The 21,031-nt window shown below is 38.9% G+C and carries 22 protein-coding genes and 1 pseudogene; 18 read left to right on the plus strand and 5 right to left on the minus strand.

The features are described from left to right. Window positions 1-191: 191 nt before the first annotated feature. From ACFSX4_RS01180 to ACFSX4_RS01215, 8 genes and pseudogenes are all read left to right on the plus strand, one after another. Window positions 192-1,670 carry a thermonuclease family protein gene (locus tag ACFSX4_RS01180; RefSeq protein WP_377770723.1) on the plus strand — a complete coding sequence of 493 codons (1,479 nt, stop codon included), beginning with the start codon at window positions 192-194 and terminating at the stop codon, window positions 1,668-1,670. 167 nt (window positions 1,671-1,837) lie between these two features. Beyond that, a complete protein-coding gene (locus tag ACFSX4_RS01185) occupies window positions 1,838-2,038 on the plus strand; it encodes a cold-shock protein (RefSeq protein WP_377770724.1) in 201 nt (66 codons plus the stop codon). Between the two features lie 159 nt (window positions 2,039-2,197). Beyond that, window positions 2,198-2,929, plus strand: coding sequence for an SDR family oxidoreductase (locus ACFSX4_RS01190; RefSeq protein WP_377770726.1), 732 nt, complete (start codon window positions 2,198-2,200; stop codon window positions 2,927-2,929). A gap of 230 nt (window positions 2,930-3,159) precedes the next feature. Further along, entirely contained in the window at window positions 3,160-4,575 is a 1,416-nt protein-coding gene (locus ACFSX4_RS01195) for a glycoside hydrolase family 1 protein (protein ID WP_377770728.1), read from the plus strand. Between the two features lie 512 nt (window positions 4,576-5,087). After that, window positions 5,088-5,270: pseudogene (locus ACFSX4_RS01200) on the plus strand (polymorphic toxin type 50 domain-containing protein); the annotation flags it as partial. A gap of 39 nt (window positions 5,271-5,309) precedes the next feature. Further along, the gene (locus ACFSX4_RS01205) at window positions 5,310-5,525 is read left to right on the plus strand and encodes a hypothetical protein (protein ID WP_377770730.1); all 216 of its coding nucleotides are present in this window, start codon (window positions 5,310-5,312) and stop codon (window positions 5,523-5,525) included. 617 nt (window positions 5,526-6,142) lie between these two features. Then, window positions 6,143-6,439: a DUF6731 family protein gene (locus tag ACFSX4_RS01210; protein WP_377770732.1), complete on the plus strand. Its 297-nt coding sequence runs from the start codon at window positions 6,143-6,145 to the stop codon at window positions 6,437-6,439. Then, window positions 6,436-6,888, plus strand: coding sequence for a hypothetical protein (locus ACFSX4_RS01215; RefSeq protein ID WP_377770734.1), 453 nt, complete (start codon window positions 6,436-6,438; stop codon window positions 6,886-6,888). The genes ACFSX4_RS01210 and ACFSX4_RS01215 overlap by 4 nt, the downstream gene beginning before the upstream one ends. Before the next feature lie 314 nt (window positions 6,889-7,202). Here ACFSX4_RS01215 and rpsD read toward each other — a convergent pair whose 3' ends face one another. After that, window positions 7,203-7,805, minus strand: a complete 603-nt coding sequence (gene rpsD / locus ACFSX4_RS01220; protein ID WP_377770736.1) for a 30S ribosomal protein S4 — start codon at window positions 7,803-7,805, stop codon at window positions 7,203-7,205. A 225-nt stretch (window positions 7,806-8,030) separates the two neighbouring features. Next, a complete protein-coding gene (locus ACFSX4_RS01225; RefSeq protein ID WP_377770738.1) occupies window positions 8,031-8,501 on the minus strand; it encodes a GAF domain-containing protein in 471 nt (156 codons plus the stop codon). Window positions 8,502-8,604: 103 nt separating this feature from the next. Here ACFSX4_RS01225 and ACFSX4_RS01230 point away from each other — a divergent pair, with 103 nt between their 5' ends. The 4 genes from ACFSX4_RS01230 to ACFSX4_RS01245 are packed head-to-tail and all read left to right on the plus strand — an operon-like array spanning window position 8,605 to window position 13,447. Further along, window positions 8,605-10,296, plus strand: a complete 1,692-nt coding sequence (locus ACFSX4_RS01230; protein WP_377770740.1) for a septation ring formation regulator EzrA — start codon at window positions 8,605-8,607, stop codon at window positions 10,294-10,296. 57 nt (window positions 10,297-10,353) lie between these two features. Beyond that, the gene (locus tag ACFSX4_RS01235; RefSeq protein ID WP_377770742.1) at window positions 10,354-11,478 is read left to right on the plus strand and encodes a cysteine desulfurase family protein; all 1,125 of its coding nucleotides are present in this window, start codon (window positions 10,354-10,356) and stop codon (window positions 11,476-11,478) included. Then, window positions 11,475-12,674 carry a tRNA uracil 4-sulfurtransferase ThiI gene (thiI, locus tag ACFSX4_RS01240; protein ID WP_377770744.1) on the plus strand — a complete coding sequence of 400 codons (1,200 nt, stop codon included), beginning with the start codon at window positions 11,475-11,477 and terminating at the stop codon, window positions 12,672-12,674. The genes ACFSX4_RS01235 and thiI overlap by 4 nt, the downstream gene beginning before the upstream one ends. Before the next feature lie 8 nt (window positions 12,675-12,682). Next, window positions 12,683-13,447, plus strand: coding sequence for a TSUP family transporter (locus ACFSX4_RS01245; protein WP_377770746.1), 765 nt, complete (start codon window positions 12,683-12,685; stop codon window positions 13,445-13,447). Window positions 13,448-13,483: 36 nt separating this feature from the next. Here ACFSX4_RS01245 and ACFSX4_RS01250 read toward each other — a convergent pair whose 3' ends face one another. The 3 genes from ACFSX4_RS01250 to ACFSX4_RS01260 all read right to left on the minus strand — a co-directional run bounded on the left by ACFSX4_RS01250 (window position 13,484) and on the right by ACFSX4_RS01260 (window position 16,002). Continuing rightward, window positions 13,484-13,900, minus strand: a complete 417-nt coding sequence (locus ACFSX4_RS01250) for a RidA family protein (protein WP_377770748.1) — start codon at window positions 13,898-13,900, stop codon at window positions 13,484-13,486. Then, window positions 13,890-15,110, minus strand: coding sequence for a pyridoxal phosphate-dependent aminotransferase (locus ACFSX4_RS01255; RefSeq protein WP_377770750.1), 1,221 nt, complete (start codon window positions 15,108-15,110; stop codon window positions 13,890-13,892). Before ACFSX4_RS01255 ends, ACFSX4_RS01250 begins: the two co-directional genes overlap by 11 nt. A gap of 91 nt (window positions 15,111-15,201) precedes the next feature. Then, window positions 15,202-16,002, minus strand: a complete 801-nt coding sequence (locus ACFSX4_RS01260; RefSeq protein WP_377770752.1) for an NAD kinase — start codon at window positions 16,000-16,002, stop codon at window positions 15,202-15,204. A gap of 85 nt (window positions 16,003-16,087) precedes the next feature. Between ACFSX4_RS01260 and sppA the strand changes: the two genes are divergently transcribed. The 6 genes from sppA (at window position 16,088) to ACFSX4_RS01290 (ending at window position 20,819) form a co-directional block, all read left to right on the plus strand. Beyond that, window positions 16,088-17,092, plus strand: a complete 1,005-nt coding sequence (gene sppA / locus ACFSX4_RS01265; RefSeq protein WP_377770754.1) for a signal peptide peptidase SppA — start codon at window positions 16,088-16,090, stop codon at window positions 17,090-17,092. A gap of 12 nt (window positions 17,093-17,104) precedes the next feature. Beyond that, window positions 17,105-17,659, plus strand: coding sequence for an RDD family protein (locus ACFSX4_RS01270; RefSeq protein WP_377770756.1), 555 nt, complete (start codon window positions 17,105-17,107; stop codon window positions 17,657-17,659). Then, window positions 17,659-18,156, plus strand: a complete 498-nt coding sequence (gene tpx, locus ACFSX4_RS01275) for a thiol peroxidase (protein WP_377770758.1) — start codon at window positions 17,659-17,661, stop codon at window positions 18,154-18,156. The genes ACFSX4_RS01270 and tpx overlap by 1 nt, the downstream gene beginning before the upstream one ends. Before the next feature lie 71 nt (window positions 18,157-18,227). After that, complete coding sequence (locus ACFSX4_RS01280) at window positions 18,228-19,136, plus strand: class I SAM-dependent methyltransferase (protein WP_377770760.1); 909 nt, start codon at window positions 18,228-18,230, stop codon at window positions 19,134-19,136. Between the two features lie 9 nt (window positions 19,137-19,145). Beyond that, window positions 19,146-20,345 (plus strand): acetate kinase, encoded by a 1,200-nt coding sequence (locus ACFSX4_RS01285; RefSeq protein ID WP_377770762.1) that lies wholly within the window; start codon window positions 19,146-19,148, stop codon window positions 20,343-20,345. Between the two features lie 204 nt (window positions 20,346-20,549). Next, a complete protein-coding gene (locus ACFSX4_RS01290; RefSeq protein ID WP_377770764.1) occupies window positions 20,550-20,819 on the plus strand; it encodes a hypothetical protein in 270 nt (89 codons plus the stop codon). The last annotated feature ends 212 nt before the right edge of the window (window positions 20,820-21,031 follow it).

The raw sequence follows: 21,031 nt of genomic DNA on the forward strand, positions 1-21,031 counted from the left end.
GAGCGGAAAAAACGCCACAAGAATTACCATAACATGATGAAATATTGAATGAAACAATCATGCTCATTTTTGATGTGAATTATTTTAACATTATTGAAATATTTACAATACCAAAATACGATTTCTGTATATCTTTTTAATGAATTAATGGATATAATCATAACAATATCTAAATATTGGGAGGTTTTCGTATGGGATGGATTATGATTCCGATTATTTTTGTCTCTGCACTTGTACTGCTTTTTTGTGCCGCTGCAGCACTTTCATTTGTATGGAAGGACCAGAGGAAAGAAGCGCAGAATTTATGGGGAGCAGTATTATTTACAGGGACAGTCACAGCAGTACTCCTGCTGATTTATAATGGGTTCAGGGAAACAGGAGAATTATCAATTGCATTTTTTATTATGTGGCTGATTGTATCTATTATTATGATATCAGCAGTGATTTATGCGGTAATACATAGAGTGATGAAAAAAGAATCAGGCAGGCTTCGCAGACCGATTTTGGTTTCATTCGGAATTGGGTTTGTGTTTTTTATTCTGATGATTGTTACTGTACCTGACACGCCTGAATCAACTGAGGATAATACTGCTTCAGCAGAAGTCGAAAGTTCCGGCTCTGAAGCTGAAGAAGAGACTATGGAAGAATCTGAGACTCAGGATGACATAGAACAGGCGGAAAAAGAAGCTGACGAAAGAGAAGCGGCAGAAAAAGAAGCAAAAGAAAAAGAGGAAGAAGAGAAGAGACAGCAGGAAGAACAGGCAGAAAAAGAAGCGGCGGAGAAGGAAAAGAAAGCTGCTGAGGAGAAAGCTGCGAAAGAAAAAGAAGAAAAAGAGCAGGCGGAGAAAGAAGCGAAGAAGAAGGAAGAGAAAGAAAAGGCCGAGCGTGAGAAGAAGGAACAAGAGGAAAAGGAAAAAGCCGAGAAAGAGGCAAAAGAGAAGGCTGAACAGGAGAAGAAAGAACAAGAGGAAAAGGAAAAAGCCGAGAAAGAGGCAAAAGAGAAAGCTGAACAGGAGAAGAAAGAAAAAGAAGCGAAAAACGGCTTGATTCCTGTTACGTTGTACAGGGTAGTGGACGGTGATACGGTGAATGTATATGATGAGAACGGCAGTGAATTGAAGCTCAGACTGCTGCTGATTGATACACCGGAAACGGTTCATCCGAATAAGCCAGTGGAACCGTACGGAAGGGAAGCATCAGCAAGAATGACTGAACTCGTCAATTCAGCAGAACAGTTATATATTGAGTATGATCAAGGCGCGAAGACAGATCATTATGACAGACATCTCGTTTATTTGTATGCTGATGATGTGAATGTGCATCAGGTGCTTCTTGAAGAAGGACTTGCAAGAGTCGGGTATGTGTATGAGCAGCAGCGTTATTTATCAGATTTCAGGGAATCAGAGCAGTATGCCAAAGATAACCAGCTTGGAATCTGGTCGATACCGGGATATGTGAATACAGCAGGAGAGGGCTTTAACAGTGAAGAGGAAGAGCCGGAACCTTCACAGCCGGCACAAAATGAAACGTCCACATCAGAAGGTGAAAATTACAATTTCGCCAACTGTACAGAGCTCAGACAGGTATTCCCGAACGGTGTTGCCAGTGACCATCCGGCATATCAACCGAAAATGGACAGAGATAAAGATAATTGGGCATGTGAGAGATAAACATTAAATATGGACTTGACTCTTTCTTTTAAAGCGTGTAGTATATATTATTGTAATGTAGTTCTTAAATAACAATTTTTAATTTTTTCATTCACGTGAAAAACCCTTTAAAATTTTGTTTAACAATTGCAAATATTTAAGTGCAAAAGCACTAGGAGGTTTTTTCAATGAATGAAGGAACAGTAAAATGGTTTAACGGAGAAAAAGGTTTTGGTTTCATTACTCAGGATGCGGGCGAAGATGTATTCGTACATTTCTCAGCAATCCAAGCTGATGGATACAAAACATTAGAAGAAGGACAAAAAGTTAGCTTTGATATCGAAGAAGGACAACGCGGTCCACAAGCGACTAACGTTGTTGCTCAATAATTATATAACTTTTCAAAAGGCAGCCTGAGGGCTGTCTTTTTTGTTGTAAAATGAAGTATTTAATTGAAGGAACAGGAATGTATCCAATTAAATAATAATTCAAACTGTTGAAACTATAAAAATAAAAAGATATTATAGTATCCGGGAGGATGATTTAATATGACAGTTCAGGACAAAGTAATTGTAATTACCGGTGCATCAAGCGGTATCGGTCGTGCAACCGCAGAACTACTTGCCGAAAAAGGTGCAAAAGTAGTGATTGGTGCAAGAAGAGAAGATTCATTAAAAGAAATCACAGAAAATATTAATGAAAACGGCGGTGCATCATCCTATCAAGTGACGGATGTTGTAAACAAAGAGGATGTTGAGAACTTAGTCAACCATGCTTTGAACACATACGGCAAGGTCGACGCGATCTTTAATAATGCAGGTGTCATGCCGCTTTCGAACCTTGAAAAACTTAAAATCGATGACTGGAATAAAATGATTGATGTAAACATTAAAGGTGTGTTAAACGGTATCGCAGCAGCGCTGCCTGTAATGCAGAAACAGGGACACGGGCACATTATTAATACAGGCTCTACAGCATCCCATCACGTCGCACCGACTGCGGCAGTTTATGCCGGCACAAAATATGCAGTCAAAGCGATTTCAGAAGGACTCAGACAGGAATCAGGGAAAGACGTTAAAGTGACGTTAATCAGCCCTGGAGTCACAGATACAGAGCTTGGCAATGATATTACAGATGAAAATATTGCCGGCGGCTTAAAGGAACAGAGAAAATCAGCGCTTTCTCCGAGAGTGATTGCCGAATCTGTTGTATATGCGCTCGAACAGCCGGATCATGTAGATGTCAGTGAAGTACTTGTACGTGAGAGAGGTCTTGGATAAGCGTTTTTTGAATAAATGATTTACTTTAAATCTTTATTTTGATATGATTTTCTTAAAGATAAAATATGATGAATATAACATTTTAAATAGGATTGTTACTGTTTAATCAGGCGAAACCTAAGCAAATGATTCCGGCACTCTGCGGGGATGTATTTTGCTTGGGTTTTTCTTATTATAAAATGATATTTTTCTATCTTTAAATCAATATTTGACAGAAGGAGACATATATTATGACGAAAAGATTTCCAGAGAATTTTTTATGGGGCGGTGCAACCGCTGCCAATCAGTATGAAGGTGCGTATAATGCAGACGGTAAAGGCTTGTCTGTGCAGGATGTCACACCGGACGGCGGATTCGGTCAGATTACAGATGGACCGACAGAAGATAATTTAAAGCTTGAAGGTATTGATTTCTACCATCGCTATAAAGAGGACATTAAGTTGTTTGCAGAAATGGGCTTTAAGGTTTACCGGACATCTATTGCCTGGACACGTATTTTTCCAAATGGTGATGAAACAGAACCGAACGAAGCAGGACTTGAATTTTACGACAAAGTATTCGATGAATGTCTGAAATACGGTATTGAACCGCTGGTAACGTTATCTCACTACGAGACACCGCTTCATTTATCGAAAGAATATGACGGCTGGACAAACAGAAAGTTAATTGATTTCTTTGAAAGATATGCACGTACAGTATTCACACGCTATAAAGATAAAGTGAAGTACTGGCTGACATTTAATGAAATTAACTCTGTGCTGCACGCACCGTTTATGAGCGGCGGCATCTGGACAAAACCTGAAGACTTAAGCAAGCAGGATTTATACCAGGCCATTCACCATGAACTGGTTGCGAGTGCGAAAGTAACTAAAATCGCACGTGAAATTAATCCGGATTTTGAAATCGGATGTATGGTGATTGCAATGCCGACTTATCCGATTACACCGCATCCGGATGATGTGGTTTCAGCATACCATTCAGAGCGTCAGAATTATTTGTTCTCTGATGTACATGTACGTGGGAAATATCCAAACTATGCGAAAAAAATCTTCCGTGATAATAATGTGGAAATTGAATTTGCAGAAGGCGATGAAGAAATTTTATTGGAAAATACAGTTGATTTTCTGTCATTCAGCTACTATATGAGCAGAGTAAGCTCTGCACATCCTGAAAAATATAAAAAAGGCAGAGGCAACATTCTCGGAGGACTGCCGAACCCGCATCTAGAATCTTCAGAGTGGGGCTGGCAGATTGATCCGCAGGGTCTGTATCTCGCATTAAATGATTTTTATGACCGTTATGAGATACCATTATTCATCGTCGAGAACGGGCTTGGTGCAGTAGATGAGCTTGTGAAGGATGAAAATGGTGAGTGGACAGTCGAAGATGACTACCGCATTGATTATATGAATGCCCACCTGCAGCAGGTTGGAAGAGCTGTTGAAGACGGCGTAGATATTATGGGGTACACATCATGGGGCTGTATTGACCTTGTCAGTGCATCCACAGCAGAGCTGTCAAAACGTTACGGCTTTATCTATGTGGACCGTAATAATGACGGCAGCGGATCATTTGAGCGTTACAAAAAGAAAAGCTTTAACTGGTATAAAGAAGTCATTGAAACTAATGGCGAATCATTGAAATAGTAAGTGAGGAAGAAGCGGTGTCTATAGAGACCCGCTTCTTTTATTACATAATCACCAGTGGGAGCAGCTGCTTTGTTGCCTACTGAACAAGTTTCCTACTTGCATCATACTCACGGATTCTTAAAGGATTTCTTATCTTTTATGATTTTTTCGGCGGTGAATGCATTAAATTCTTTGAACAATATTAATTGATTTCCCATGTAATCTTCTCTGAGCTGATTCCGAATATATTCTTGAATCTGTTTTTATTGCGGATACTTTGCCGACTAATACCCACGAATTTGATAATTATGTGAATCAAGCACTGCTCACATCATTTTCGGACGGGGTGAACTCGCAAGACCATTCAGCAACAAAATCAATTACATGACAATATTCGTAAAGAAATTCAAGATAGCACCATTACTAAAACCGTGAATGCTGAAAAGCAAGCCTGATATATGGAAAGTAATCAATCATTTGAAAAATATCGTAAAAAGCTATCATAGGGCGGTAGATATGGACCAAGTTATGTAACCATATCCCATGAAGAAGCTCAAGATTTGGTGAATCGATACGCAGGTACAGAAAGTATAAAATTGACAAGAAGTAATACTTTTGCAAATAGAGAATTAATCACACATCGTAATGGTAAAATAGGGTATTATATAAGTGAGGATGGTGAAGGATTTTCACAAATGTATTCGATATTCTAAAACGGGCACAAGTATATTCCTGGCGAAAGGAGATTGACTATGAACTTAGAACAAGTTAAGCCGTATTTAAGCCGAAATGTCAAAGTGTCATTCATAGACAATCAGCGCTTAGATGGATATCTTACCAATTATGCGGCTGAATTGGATGATAATGATGCACTTGTTGAAACGGTTATGCTAAAGCCTTTAAATCCACAAGGCACTTATTATGACTTAAATATAAACGAAATCAAAAGTATTGAATTTCTAAATTAAGCACTTCCCTTAAAGTAATGAGATGAGTGCTTTTTGTATGCATAAATTTATTTGTCTTTAGCCAATAGACATTATAAACAGGGCTTTTTATTATGCCTATCTATGGCTTTGTATATAAAAGACAATTACCCATGGGTGGAAAATAACATGACTGAAGCACTAGAAAACAATTACCTTTTAATCTGCAGTTCTTTGCAGAGGGGGGACGAATCAGACCAGGCTGATGATAATTCTGGAGATGACAATAACACTCAGGATAACGACGATAACCAAAAAGTGCAGTGTATTTGTTTATAATAATGGCAAAAAGGCAATCGGTAAAAATGATACGAAGAAACCGCCTAAAAATCTGGCAACACCGAAACCGAAAGAGTATACGGTGCAGCAGAGATACACTATAATGAACTTTTTATTAGTGATGAATATATTTTAAAGTTAGAACCACTAATTGACGAAAAATTTTACCAGAGAATAAAAGCGAAAACTAAAACAAAATTTGAAGTATCAATTTTATTAAATAGCGGCATTTCTGAAGCCACCGATAAAAAAGGAATTTTCTTTAGAAATTATGAAGCTGCCAAATCAATGAATGCTATTAGGACAGTTTTACATTTTCAATGGGTCACGTTAAAAGTGAAGCTTTAGAAGATTCTGATTCTAACCAATTAATAGAGGATATAGTAAATAATCAGGATATTATTCCGAAAGCTAATGTGTCTTTTAAAGAACAAATGGACTCAAAGGCTGAATTAGCTGATTTATTGAAAATGAAAATGAACAGTATTGTGGACTTTGACATTCCAGAAAGAGCTACTTTAAGGGAAGATGCTATTCTAAATAAAATACGTTTTAATTATGAGGATGAATTTAAAGAGAGGATAAATAATTTTTTTAAAGTTTACGGGAGGAGATGAATATTATTAGATATATTTTTATAGGAATAGTATTCACTTTTATTTTATTTTTAGGTTGGAATATATTTCATTCGGATAATAAAATACAAATGCAAATTTTAAGTCATTTTATTAACATAGATATCACTATAATAGGTTTTTTAATTACTTTAATTGGGATAATTGCAGCATTAAGAAATGTAAAACTTGTGGACGATTACATGAAAGATCATGGTAGTAATTTCAAAAATATATTATCTGTCACTATATCCTCTGGAATGCTCACTATCATACTTGTACTATTAATAATTAGTTCAATTTATGCCTGTATTAATATATTTCTTTTAATCGGAATTTTAATTTTACAAGCAATTTTTTTTATAAGCTGTATGTTTATTATAATGAACATGTTGGATATGATTTTTAAAAAAACTGATGAACCGATAGATGACAAAGAGGTTTATAAATAAAGTTGAACGGGGTTTGAGGTTTGAAAATTACAAGAAATACTTTCTCAAATGGTTATCCCTATAAAAAGATTAGCCGGTTAGGGCTGGTCTTTTTTTGACTTCTTGATAGAGTTATGATAACTCCTCAGGATTTTTCAAAATTATATGTAACTCTTACCCAAACACTTGTTTTAAAATTTTAATAATGAGCCCCAAAACTGCTCCAACACAGATTTTAATAGATGTTTTTAAAGCTAGCTAAAACACCACATAAGAAAAGGCTTAAAACCATTGATATCAGTGGTTTTAAGCCTTTAGAATAAGATAAATATTTATTATCTTGAGTAGTACTCAACGATAAGCTGTTCGTTGATTTCAGCTGGTAATTCTGAACGTTCTGGAAGACGTACGAAAGTACCTTCTAATTTTTCTTCATCGAAAGTGAGGTAATCTGGTACAAAGTTGTTGTACTCGATTGCTTCTTTAACGATGTCAAGGTTACGTGATTTTTCACGAAGACCAATCACTTGTCCTGCTTTTAGAGAGTAGGACGGGATGTCTACACGTTTACCGTCAACAGTAACGTGACCGTGGTTTACTAACTGACGCGCCTGACGACGAGTTCTAGCAAGACCTAATTGGTATACAACCGCATCAAGACGTGAAGCAAGTAAAGTCATGAAGTTTTCACCATGAACACCTTTGATTTTACCAGCGCGGTCGAAGATTGTACGGAATTGACGTTCGTTAATACCATACATGTAACGTAATTTTTGTTTCTCCTGAAGCTGTTGACCGTACTCAGAAAGTTTCTTTCTTTGAGTAGGACCGTGGTCTCCTGGGACATACGGACGACGTTCTAATTCTTTACCAGTACCTGTTAATGAGATACCTAAACGACGTGATTTTTTCCAAATTGAACCTGTAAATCGAGCCATTTTGACTCCTCCTTATTGCTTGTTTAATTTATGCAATAAACATCTTAAGGACGCAACCGCTCATACGGGTATGCAATTTAAAGTGCCTTCGCCTCATAGCATTGGTTACACAGCACACCAACTTTTGGGAATTACATACTTACATATAATGATTGTTAGCTACTTAATCCGTTCATTTACACAATAATTCATAATACACGTTCATGGAGCAGTTGTCAATCGAATTTACAAATGTTTCTTAAGGACTTCAACGAATTCTGCCAGTCCTTCTTCGTCAGAGGCAGTAAATCTGTTGTAGAGAGGAGAATCAATGTCAAGAACGCCTATTGGAAGATTGTCTTTATAAATCGGTATGACAATTTCAGAGTTTGAAGCGGCGTCACATGCAATGTGTCCCGGGAACGTGTGGACATCTTCAATCCTGAGTATTTCCTGATTTTTGAATGAAGTACCGCATACACCGGAGCCGTTATCAATTCTGACACAGGCCGGCAGACCCTGAAACGGGCCGAGAACCAGCTGATCTGTACGGGCTTCATACAGATAGAAGCCGACCCAATTCACATTATCCAAAAAATAATTCAGAAGACTGGAAGCATTTGAAAGATTTGCGGTTTTATTTGTTTCTTCATCTAATAGACTGTCGAGCATTTGATTTAACTGCTTATAATCTGTAATCTTAATATCATTAAACATGGAAATCACCTATGAATTTAGAATATTGATAAATTATACAGTTAAGTGTTTTTTGTTTCAACATTTTGAGCTATAATGAAGTATATGTTTAGGAGGTAGCTGTATGTGGGTCTATATACTTATTGCGTTGATTGTCATCGCCGCCGTGTTAACGGGCATTTTATTATATATGCGGAATACGCGTAAAGATATTATTAAAGAGCAGCATGAACGACTGGAACAGGTAAAATCTTTACCGTTTCAAGATATGTTAGTTAAGGTGAAATCATACAATCTCCACGGAGAAGTGGATTCCTTATATAAAGGATGGCAGTCGGAATGGCAGACTGTAATTACTTCTGAGATTGATAAAGCAAGTGAACATTTAAATACAGCTACGGAAGTGCTTGAAAAATTTAAGTTTAATGAAGCAGAATCCCACGTAAATCAGGCGAAGGCACAGATGGATGTGTGTGAAGAAAAGTACGACAGTCTGTCAAAAGAAGTGAATGGACTGATTAAGGATACTGAGACTTCTGAGCAGGAATTTTCAGAATCTGAACGCCTTGTCCGTGAAGCGAGGAGAGATATTCTTGCGAGCGGTCATAAATACGGGGATGCGAGCATACCGCTTGAGGATCTGGTTGAGAGCTATGAGCCTGAACTGAAACAGTATTCTGTTCTAGTGAATAACGGGGACTATGTTTCAGCGAATCATCATATGAGTGAGATTCATGATGAGCTGGTGACTTTAAAAGAAAACATGGATGAAATTCCGCTGTTAATTAAAGATGTTCAAAAAGATCTGCCGCAGGCATTCCAGGATATCAGATTCGGATGCAGAGACTTGAAAGCGGACGGGTATGACCTTGAGCACGTTAAAGTAGAAGGCAGACTGTCGACGCTTAAAGGGAAGTTAAATCTGGTTGAGCCTTTAATCGCACGACTGGATCTTGATGAAGCAAGAGCAATCATTAATGATATCAACGACCAGCTCGATGATATGTATGAATTGATTGAGCATGAAGTGAAAGCAAAACAGCAGGTGGATAGTAGTAAAGATTCAATTACGGACCAGCTGTTTAATGCGAAAGATTTAAATTATACACTGCGTACAGAAATTGATTATCTGAAAGGTTATTTCCATATTAACGAGGCGGATGTTCACACGGTTCACAAATATGAAAATGAAATCGAGAACTTAATTGATGTATACGATGAAATTATGACAGAAACATCTAAAATGTCTGTAAGATTCAGTGAAGTGCTCCACAACTTAAATTATATTAAAGAACATATCGGCTCTATTTATAATGAACAGGCGGACATTCAGGAACACTTAATCAACCTGCGGGAAGATGAAAGTGAAGCCCGTGAAAATGCCCAGTATGTTCTTGATAAAAAGGAAACTGTATACCGCAGTCTGATGAGTTCGAACTTGACTGCTGTTCCGGAACGGTTTATTGTAATGAAAAACGAACTGGATATTGATATTCAGGAAATTCATAAATACTTTAAACGCAGGCCGCTGAACATTCAGTATCTTAAGGATAAGGTCGGTCAGACTGTTATACTGATGAATAAGTTTGAGCAGGATGCTTACGAAATTCTGCATGAATCAGAGCTTACGGAACTGATGATTCAGTACAGTAACAGATACCGTCGTGATGACCCGGATTTCAATGAAAAATTGAATGAGGCAGAACGTTTATTTAAGGAAAACCGCTACAAGCGGGCACTGGATATTGTCAGGGATGCACTGAATAAAGTTGAGCCCGGTGCAGCAGAGCGGATTGAAGATGAATTTGATAAATAAAAGACTGAGGCTTAGAGTAGAAATACTCTAAGTCCTTTTATGTGGAAGGAGATTAAAATGATTTACCTGGATAATGCAGCAACGACAAAACCGGACCGGAGTGTGATGGAGACATTTCAGAAGGTGAGTGAGGATTATTTTTATAATACTGCGAGTATTCATCAGGCAGGCAGGAAAGCAGAAGCACTGCTTGAAGCATCACGCAGGCAGATTAAAGCACTTTTGAAGGTGGAACATTATGACTGTGTGTTCACATCAGGTGCCACAGAGAGTAATAATATAGCGATTCAAAGTGTGCTGGAGATGAAAAAAGCATTCGGCCGGACAGTACTTGTAAGTGAGCTGGAGCATCCAAGTGTGATTAATGTACTTGAGGAGATGCGCGGTGAATTTAATGTACAGTTCATAAAAACCACACGGGACGGTAAAGTCGATACGACGCACTTAAAAGAATTAATGACTAATGATGTCATATTCGTAACAGTCATGGCTGTCAATAATATCACCGGCAGTGTTCAGCCACTCGATGAAATTAAAGCTGTCCTCGCTGATTATCCGAAAGCCCATTTCCACACAGATGCGACACAGGCTGTCGGTAAAATCAATATTAACTATGACGGGATTGATACGTTCAGTATTTCAGCCCATAAATTTTATGGCGTAAAAGGTATCGGCGCGTTGTTTATGAAAAATATTAAAAATGTGAAGCCGGTATTATTCGGCGGCGGTCACGAATCAAATATCAGAAGCGGCACAGTGAACCTGCCGGGTGTAACAGCGATGGCAAAAGCCTTAAGAATCGCGGAAGAAACAAGAGATGTTACATATCAAAATCTTTTAAGTTATAATGATAAGATTAGAAAAGAAATGTTGAATTTAACATCTGTTGAGATGCAGCCGAATGATGTCCCTCATATTTTAAATATGTCCTTTAAAGGTGCGAAAGGCGAGGTTGTGGTCAATGCATTGTCAGAACGGGGAATTATGGTTTCAACAACCAGTGCATGTGCTTCGAAGCGTCATTCTTTAAATGAAACACTGCTTGCGATGAAAGAAAGTCAGGATGTCATCGAAGGGAGTATTAGAATTTCATTTTCAAAAGATACTGACGAAGGAGAGACGGATCGTTTAATTGAAGCGTTAAAATCAGTTCATGAAGAATTAGGAGATGTATTAGTATGAAGTACGACCATATATTAGTCAGATACGGTGAGATGACGTTAAAGTCGAAAAATAGAAAGATGTTTGTAAGTGCGCTGAAAAAACGGATGGTGCGTGCATTAAAAGGTCTCGATATTCATATTAAAACTAATCGTGACCGGGCATATATTGTCCTTAATGAAACGGACCCGTATGTTGTGATTGAACGTCTGAAACATATCAGCGGAATACTCAGCGTATCGCCCGTTGTCAGAATTGATAAAGAAGAAGCGGCGATGAAAGATACTGCACTGAAGTTTGCAGAGTCGTTTGAAGAAGGAAAGACTTTTAAAATTGAAGTGAAGCGGGCGGATAAGACATTCCATCTGGATACATTTGGTATTCAGCACCTGCTCGGCGGATATATATTGGAGCATACGAATCACTTAACTGTAAAGGTCAAGAAACCGGATTACATGATTATGACCGAGGTCAGACAGGATGCGGTTTATATGTATTATGAAAGAATCGCATGTCTCGGCGGACTGCCTCTTGGTACCGGCGGAAAGGCATTGTTAATGTTATCCGGCGGTATTGATTCACCGGTTGCCGGTCTTGAAATTATGAGGAAAGGTGTGGAAATTGAAGCGATTCATTTTCATTCACCGCCTTATACGAGCCCGATGGCGACGGATAAGGTCAAGCAGCTGGTTGATATTATGAGTGAGCAGACAGGTTTTGATATTAAACTCCATATTATTCCGTTTACAGAGCTTCAGACCACCATCTACGATCGGATTCCGGATAATTTGTCTATGACGACCACACGCCGTGTGATGCTTACTATGTCAGAAAAATTATCACATAAAATCGGGGCGGAGGCAGTAGCGAACGGGGAAAATCTCGGCCAGGTGGCATCCCAGACATTAACAAGTATGCACGCGATTAATGAAGTGACGAGCTTACCTGTACTGAGACCTTTACTGACGCTTGAGAAAAATGACATCATCAAAATGGCGAAGGACTTTGGATCATATGAAACATCCATTCTTCCATATGAAGACTGTTGTACGATATTTAAACCGAAAGCACCTAAAACAAAACCGGCACTTGAAAAAGTAAAACATTTTGAAGCATCCGTTGATTTTGAACCGATGATTGATAAGGCACTTCAAAATATAGAAGTGTATGTACCGAACGAAAAAGAAGAGAAAAATGAATTTGAAGACTTACTGTAGGTGATACGTTGGAATTTGAATGGTCAATATTGTTACTCGTTATATTTTTCGGATTTTTAGCAGCATTTATCGATTCAGTCGCCGGCGGGGGCGGGCTGATTGCCATACCTGCCCTGTTGTCTACCGGCATGCCGCCAGTTCAGGCACTTGCGACTAATAAACTCGCCTCATCTTTCGGATCCCTGACAAGCTCTATCCGTTTTTTAAGAGGACGTCATGTAGATTTGAAGGTGGTTATCCGTTTATTTCCTGTGTCAGTGGCGGTATCCATGATTGGTGCACTCCTTGCGGTTAATATGCCGGGGGAACTGTTAAAGCCGCTGGTATTAATTATGCTGATTGTTGTCCTCGTGTATACTTTGGTAAAAAAGGACTGGGGACAGATTGAAAAAGATAATGTTCTGACGGTAAAAAAGATATTATATTTAATCATTTTCTCTGTCATCATCGCATTTTATGATGGTTTTATGGGTGGGGGAACAGGTTCTTTTTTAATGTTTCTCATGTTGTTTGTCGGGTTTGATTTTTTGAAATCAGCAGGGAATGCGAAAGTATTGAATTTCGGCAGCAACTTAGGTGCCCTGGTTTTATTCATCATTATGGGTGAAGTGAATTATACATACGGACTTGCGATGGGGGCGAGTATGATTGTCGGCTCATGGTTCGGTGCACAGATGGCTATTTCGAAAGGTGTCGGCTATGTTAAAGCATTGTTTATCATTGTCACAAGTGTCCTCATCTTAAAAAATATTTATGATTTTATTGTTGGATAAACTAAAGGACAGGGCGGATGCCCTGTCCTTTAACCGTTATATGATAAATGTGATTTGTATTTCAACAGGTGCATCGCCTGGAAGAGAGGAACAACCGACAGCGGCCCGTGTACCGACACCAGAATCACCGAATATACTATGCAAATAGTCAGAAGCAATATCTGCGATTTTGGAATGCTCAGTGAAATCTTCAGCTGCATTTATATAGACAGTCATTGAAAATACACCTTTTATCCGTTCACTTTCGGTGAGTTCTTTTTTTGCCGAGGAGACGGCATTTTTAACTGCGAGTTCTACAATCGGAATGTATTCATCTACAGCGAAAACGGCAGGGATTTTCCCTGTGGATATCAGTCTGCCGTTCACTTTCGGAGTCATACCAGCCGTCTGGATAAACATGCCGGCTTTTTTGGCTGGTTTATAGTTGCCGTTAGGGATAATTTTATGGTTCATTTTGATAGTACCCCGCAACAGTGATGATTCTCTTCACTGCATCTACTGCGTTTTGATGATCCTGAGAAAAGTTCAGACGGATACTGTCGGTGAACTCTGGACCGAATTCTGTTCCAGGAGTTACGACCACATTGGCCTGTTTCCTGAGAATTTTTGAGAAAGTAATACAGTCTACAGAAAGGACGTCAAATTTCGGGAAAACATAACTGCCTGCCTCCGTGGTCCTGACCGTAATACCTGCTTCTCTGAATAAAGTAAGAATATCATCACGGATTTCCTGATGCTTTAATATCCGTTCATCCATCCAGCCGTCTGGTTCACTGAACCATGATTTTAAGACCCGCTGATTATAACCGGACGCCCTTAAAGATACAATCGCCTGGAGCTGTTCCATCCTGTTAATAATGACAGGTGAACCGAATGCAGTACCGAGTCTGAAGCCGCTCAATGATTCTGTTTTGGAAGGTCCGGTAATGGTGATGATTTTTTCCCTGTCCGCATCAGGATGACTGATTGCATGAGTGTAACTGCGCTGGTCAAAAAGCTGTCTCGAATACAGCTGATCCACGATTAAAGTAACATCATATTGATTGGAGAGTGATATAATCCGGTCGATTTCTTCTGATGAATAAATGACGCCTGCAGGATTATTCGGATTGGAAAAAAGAAATGTGCTAACACCATCCTTGAATGCCGCTTCCAATGCAGATAAATCCAGTCCTGCTTTTTCATTGTGATTCAAATAGTCCAAATGTACCGGGTACAGTTCTCCTTGAAAGAAATGAACCAGTTTCCTGTTGGCAAAGTAATCCGGTTCAGCAACAGCAACTTTATCTCCCCGTGTGACCGTCGCACCGACAGCTAAAAATAAAGCCCCCTGTGTGCCGGGTGTAATAATCAATTCTTCTTCGGGATTAATATTAGTACCGGTAAAAGCGGATAATTTTTCAGCAGTTTCTGTGAGAATCTCACTTAATCCACGATATTCTGTGTATGCTTGACTGCTGCCGATCTCTGAAAATCCTTCATTAAAGTAATCAATCGATTCCGGTAGCGGCTGATGCGCATCAACATCACCGTGGGAAAAATCTACAAATATCCCTTCCAGGCTTTCTCCCTTAATTTCAATATCATTCTTGTTCTGCCTTTTTTCCTGGCCCGGTGCATTATCAGCATTCAATTTTTCGAAAAGTGATTCAATGTGATTCATTTAATAACCTGCCTCTCAATTTGACTTATGACTTATGTATATTATCAGTGTGGCTGAGATAATCATTTGAGTAAACAAAAAAACTTCCTGATTACAGGAAGTTTCTTTGTGTTTTATGCCAGAATGTATTATTCGGCAATCTTAATGTTTGTATCGTACGGTCACTGACTTTTATTTCAACTCTGTCTGTGTTTTGTACTGCGACTGCTTCATTATCAAGAGACATAATCGGATAATGATCATGTGCCTGATCAATCATTAAAGTGAGAGAACGTTCTTTGCTAAAAACAATACTTGTTCCGAGTGTACGGAATTTATTGTTATTCACACTCGCGAGTTCAGTCAGCTGCATTGCAGGAAGCATTGGGTCAATGACTGCACCGCCGAGTGATTTGTTGTAGCCGGTGGAACCTGTCGGTGCACTGACAACAATACCGTCACCATGGAATTGTTCAAACAAGAAGTCATTGATATAAATATCCATCATAATTGTTTTTACAATACTTGAACGGAGTGTAAATTCATTCAGACAGTAATTCGTCTGGTTATCATTGATTTTCACTTCGATAATCGGATATTTTCTTACTTTTGTTTCACTTGAAGTAAATGCTTCTTCAATGGCTTTGTGATCTTTAATATTGAAGTCGCAGTATAGATACTGTCCGTCTCTGACTGCGATGCCGATATATACACAGTCATCTTTAAAGCCTGTTTTTCTCACAGATTGAAGGAAAGTACCGTCACCGCCGATGGAGGCAATAATATCTGCTTCATCGCTTGTTTTAACAGTTTCAATATCAACGCGCGCAAACACTTCTTCTAAATCTTTACGTATCTTCTTGGTTTCTTTTCCAAACGGGTCAAAGAAATATATTTTTTTAAGATGGTTCACTATGTCCACTCCTGTTACTATTTATCTCGTGCATCTCTATGTTATCATAAAAAAGAAATCTAATTAAATATAAAGGAGATATTCTATGAAACGAATTGTTGCGGCAGTCATTGCTGCTGCGTTACTTATTTTCGGTATATTCTTTTCTTTCCTGACCTCGTTCTGGGCAAGTGACTGGGAAGAGGTCTTCAATGAATTTAGCGGCGGCGCTTTTCCGTCATCGTTTGTAGTAGAAGACGGGGATTTAGATAATCGTATTGCCATCATTAATATTGAAGGTACGATTATGGATACAGGGGAAGAGTCATCAGTTTTCAATTCTGCAGGCTATAATCATACCCTGACGATTGAAGCATTAAAAGAAATTATTAACGATGATACGATTTCCGGTATTTTATTAAATGTTGATTCACCGGGCGGCGGCGTTTATGAAAGTGAAGAGATTCATAAATACTTAATGGAGGCAAAAGAAGCGGGTAAAGTCATCTACAGCTCAATGGGCGGCATGGCAGCTTCCGGCGGTTACTACGTTTCTTCACCTGCAGATCAGATTTTTGCCTCCAATGAAACCCTGACAGGTTCCATCGGTGTAATTATGCAAAGCATGAATTACAGTCAGCTGGCAGAAGATTTCGGAGTGACGTTTGACACATACACAAGCGGTGATATGAAAGAAATGCTGAACGGACAGAGAGAACCGACAGAAGAAGAAACACAGTATGTGCAGGGCATGGTTGATACTATGTTCCAGAATTTCGTAGATGTTGTTGAAGAAGGCCGCGGCATGAGTGAAGATGAAGTGCGTAATATCGCAGACGGTCGTATCTATCTTGGACAGGATGCTGTTGAAAATGGTCTGGTGGACCAGATTGGTTATATTGAAGATGCGACAGAGGCACTTAAAGAAGAACTCGGCGGCAACCCTCAAATTATTGAATACGGCTATGATGACAGTTTCGCGAACATTTCATTCACATATAAAGTGAAAGACTTCATCGGAGAAGTGACCGGTCAAAGCGATATTCAGCGTGTGGAATCATTGATTAATAACAGACAGGGTATGCAGCCGATGTACCTGTATCAGGATTAGGAGGTGCGGTAAATGGAGCAGAGTGAAAGATATCAACCGGCAGGTCTTCCTTTGGAGAAGAAACTTGACTTTATGGCAACCGCATCATCTTTCTCGCGTTTTCTCGCATTTTTGATTGATATTCTGGCAATATGGGGGATTAACCAGATCGCAGTTTATCCTTTAATCCGCCTGTTTGGACTTGAAGGATGGTATTTATTCGCACCTGTTGTGAATCTTACGGTCATTTCAAGCGGACTTGTTTACTTTCTGTACTTTATACTGATGACATATTTCTTAAAAGCCACTCTCGGCAAAATGATTACAGGAATTCATGTCATTGATAAAGAAGAGAAGAAATTAACGTTTACTCAAGTGATATTCCGGGAATTAATCGGTAGGTTCATTAATAAGACATTATGGTATCTTCCGGCACTGTCAGTGTTGTTTACAGAGAACAGGATCGGACTGCATGATTACTTTGCGGATACCTATGTGGTAAAGAACAGTTATTATCATTATAAAAATGAAATCAAAACAAGTATAATGAGAGATGTGGACAAAACAAATCAGGAGGATGATTTATAATGGCTGAAGTTACATTCAAAGGAAATCCAATTACGTTAAGAGGAACTGAAGTAAAAGTTGGAGACAATGCACCTGACTTTAAAGTTCTGGATAACGGTTTAGGTGAAGTGACACTTAAAGATTACAGCGGCAAGAAAAAATTAGTCAGTGTAGTACCGTCATTGGACACAGGTGTCTGCAGTAAACAGACCCGCAAATTCAACGAAGATGCGGCCGGTGTTGATAATGCAGTAGTACTGACTATATCAAATGACCTGCCGTTCGCCCAGAAACGCTGGTGTGCAGACGAAGGCATTGATAATGCTGTAACATTGAGTGACCATAAAGATTTATCATTCGGTGAAAACTACGGTACAGTAATGGAAGAATTAAGACTTCAGGCGCGCAGTGTATTTGTGATTGATGAAAATGATAAGGTCACATACGTTGAATATGTACCAGAAGGTACAGATGAGCCTGATTATGACAAAGCGGTTGAAGCATTAAAGGCGTTGTAATATAATAATGCATTATGGACTTGGACTGACCCGGACAGGGCAGTCCATATTTTATGGTAATGAGGGATAGTATGGAAACAAGTAATCTGGAAAAAATCTATCAGAGATTAATTGAAGAAACAGATCATATTTTAAAGGAAAATGAGAATCTCAGCCGTTTGGAAGCTTTATCGGAAGCACTGGCAGAGGTGCATGTTGAAGGTGATTTAAGTGAACTACGGAAGGCGTTTCAGTTCGCATACCTTTATCAGGTGAAAGAAGAGCCTGTGCAGCCGAATCATCAGCTGACTCCTGATGCCATCGGATATTTGGTTGCGCACCTGGTAAAAACCTTTACTGCAGATAGAGAAGAAGTAGATATGATTGAAGCGGGAAGCGGCACAGGACACCTTTCAATGACTGTAAAAGAACAGGCTGAAAACGTAAAACTTCATGGTGTGGAAGTAGATCCGCTTCTTGCCAGAATGAACGTCAGCTTATGTGAGTTTTTGAAAGTACCGATGGATATTTATCCTCAGAATATTATTGAGCCTGCAAGACTGCCTCATGCGGATTTTGCTGTCGGGGATCTGCCGGTCGGCTATTATCCGCTGCCGGTGGAAGGTTTTACAACGGCGTTTAAAGAGGGCAGAAGTTTTGCACACTTATTAATGCTTGAAGCGGCGATGTCCTATGTGGAGGATGACGGTATCGGAATATTTGTAGTCCCGTCCAACATCCTTGAAGAAAATAACGAAACCATTAAAGAGTACATTTCAAAAGATGCAACGCTGCTCATGTTTTTAAATCTGCCGAACACTATTTTCCGTTCGGAAAACCAGCGTAAATCAATCATTGTGCTCCAGAAAAACTTTAAGCCGTTAAACCAGGCAGATGTTCTGATAGGAGATGTTCCTGACTTTAAAAATGCACCACAATTTAAACATTTCCTTGACAACATAGAATCATGGTATGATGATTATGCTAGAAAGAATCAGTAGGAGGAAATTATGTCTAAAATAATCGCTATAAACGCGGGGAGCTCATCCTTTAAATTCCAGTTGTTTGAAATGCCGGAGGAGACAGAAGTTGCTAAAGGTCTTGTAGAGAGAATTGGTATGGATAACGGGATATTTTCAATTACAGTTGATGGGGAAAAGCATACTATAAATCAGGATTTTAAAGATCACGAGGAAGCAGTTAATTTAATGCTTGATAAACTCGTAGAATATGGTGTCATTAAAGACATCAGCGAAATTGACGGAAGCGGACACCGTGTGGTTCACGGCGGTGAGAAATTTGATGATTCCGTACTTATAGATGATTCCGTTGAAGAAGAGATTGATAAACTGAGTGAGCTTGCGCCGCTTCATAATCCAGCGAACTTAATGGGAATCAGAGCGTTCAGAGAACTGCTTCCGGATGTGCCACATGTGGCAGTATTTGATACTTCATTCCATCAGACAATGCCTGAAAGTTCTTACCTGTACAGCCTGCCGTACAAGTATTATAAAGATTACGGAATCCGTAAGTACGGTTTCCACGGAACAAGCCATAAATATGTTACCCAGAGAGCGAGTGAACTTCTCGGGAGACCACTTGATGAACTGCGCTTAATAAGCTGTCACCTTGGTAACGGCGCAAGTATCGCAGCAGTTAAAAACGGACAGTCCATTGATACTTCAATGGGATTCACACCGCTTGCAGGTGTGACAATGGGAACCCGTTCAGGTAACCTTGACCCAGCATTGCTGCCGTTCATTATGGAAAAGACAGGTAAAACTGCAACGGAAGTATTGAATGTACTGAATAAAGAATCCGGGCTTCTCGGCGTCAGCGGTTTTTCAAGTGACCTGCGTGATATTGAAGAAGAAACGGTTAAAGGAAACGAACGTGCAGAGCTTGCATTGAACGTGTTCGGCAACAGAATTCACAAGTATATGGGCTCATATGCAACAAGAATGGGCGGACTGGATGCTATTATCTTCACAGCCGGAGTCGGTGAGAATTCAGATGTCGTCCGTGCAAAAGTACTGGAAGGTCTTGAGTTTATGGGTGTATACTTTGATCCATCCATGAATGATGTACGCGGCCAGGAAAAATTCCTGAACCATCCGTATTCACCAGTTAAAATTATTATTATCCCGACAAATGAGGAACTGGAAATCGTTAGAGATGTTGTAAGAATCGGTTTCAGTGACGAGGGTTAAAGGAATTATTGTGAGGAAGTCACAATGACATTTTCTTAAAATAATGATTGTATAATCATGACTAGAAAGAGTTAGGGATTATTCACTAAAAAATTAATTAATCACTTTTATCAACTTTTGATAGGAGTGATTTTTTTATGGAGTTTTTTAATAAGTTACATGGTAGTATAAAAGGGTATTAAAAAACTAACATGGGGTGCTGAGATGAATCAATATGATTTAATTAATGGATGGAAATTAGAAATAAATGAATTCCCTTTTAAGGTTTTAAAGAATGACAGCCTTTTTGCAATATACAATTTGAAGGAAGGTTCAATATCAGGAATGATTGAATTTAAGAATGATGATGTTTTCAAAACTTCTTTAATTGCTTGGGAATATGATATAGAAACTGATGCTAAAAACAAAATAATCAACTTTGTTTACACTGCTGAAAAATTAGCTGAAGAAGAGATGTTGAAAGAATTAGATTAATATTTTTAATTCTGACAAGTGTATTCATTCATATTAGCGTTGTTTTATATTAGTAGATGATTGGGAGAGTGGTCAGGAGAAATTCCTGAACCATTCGTATCCGCCGGTTAAAATTATTATTATCCCGACCAATGGGGAACTGGAAGTCGTTAGAGATGTTGTAAGAATCGGATTCAGTGACGAGGGTTAAAGTATATTTGAAGTTTGAATTA

This window comes from Corticicoccus populi, assembly GCF_042686195.1.
Taxonomy (GTDB): domain Bacteria; phylum Bacillota; class Bacilli; order Staphylococcales; family Salinicoccaceae; genus Corticicoccus; species Corticicoccus populi.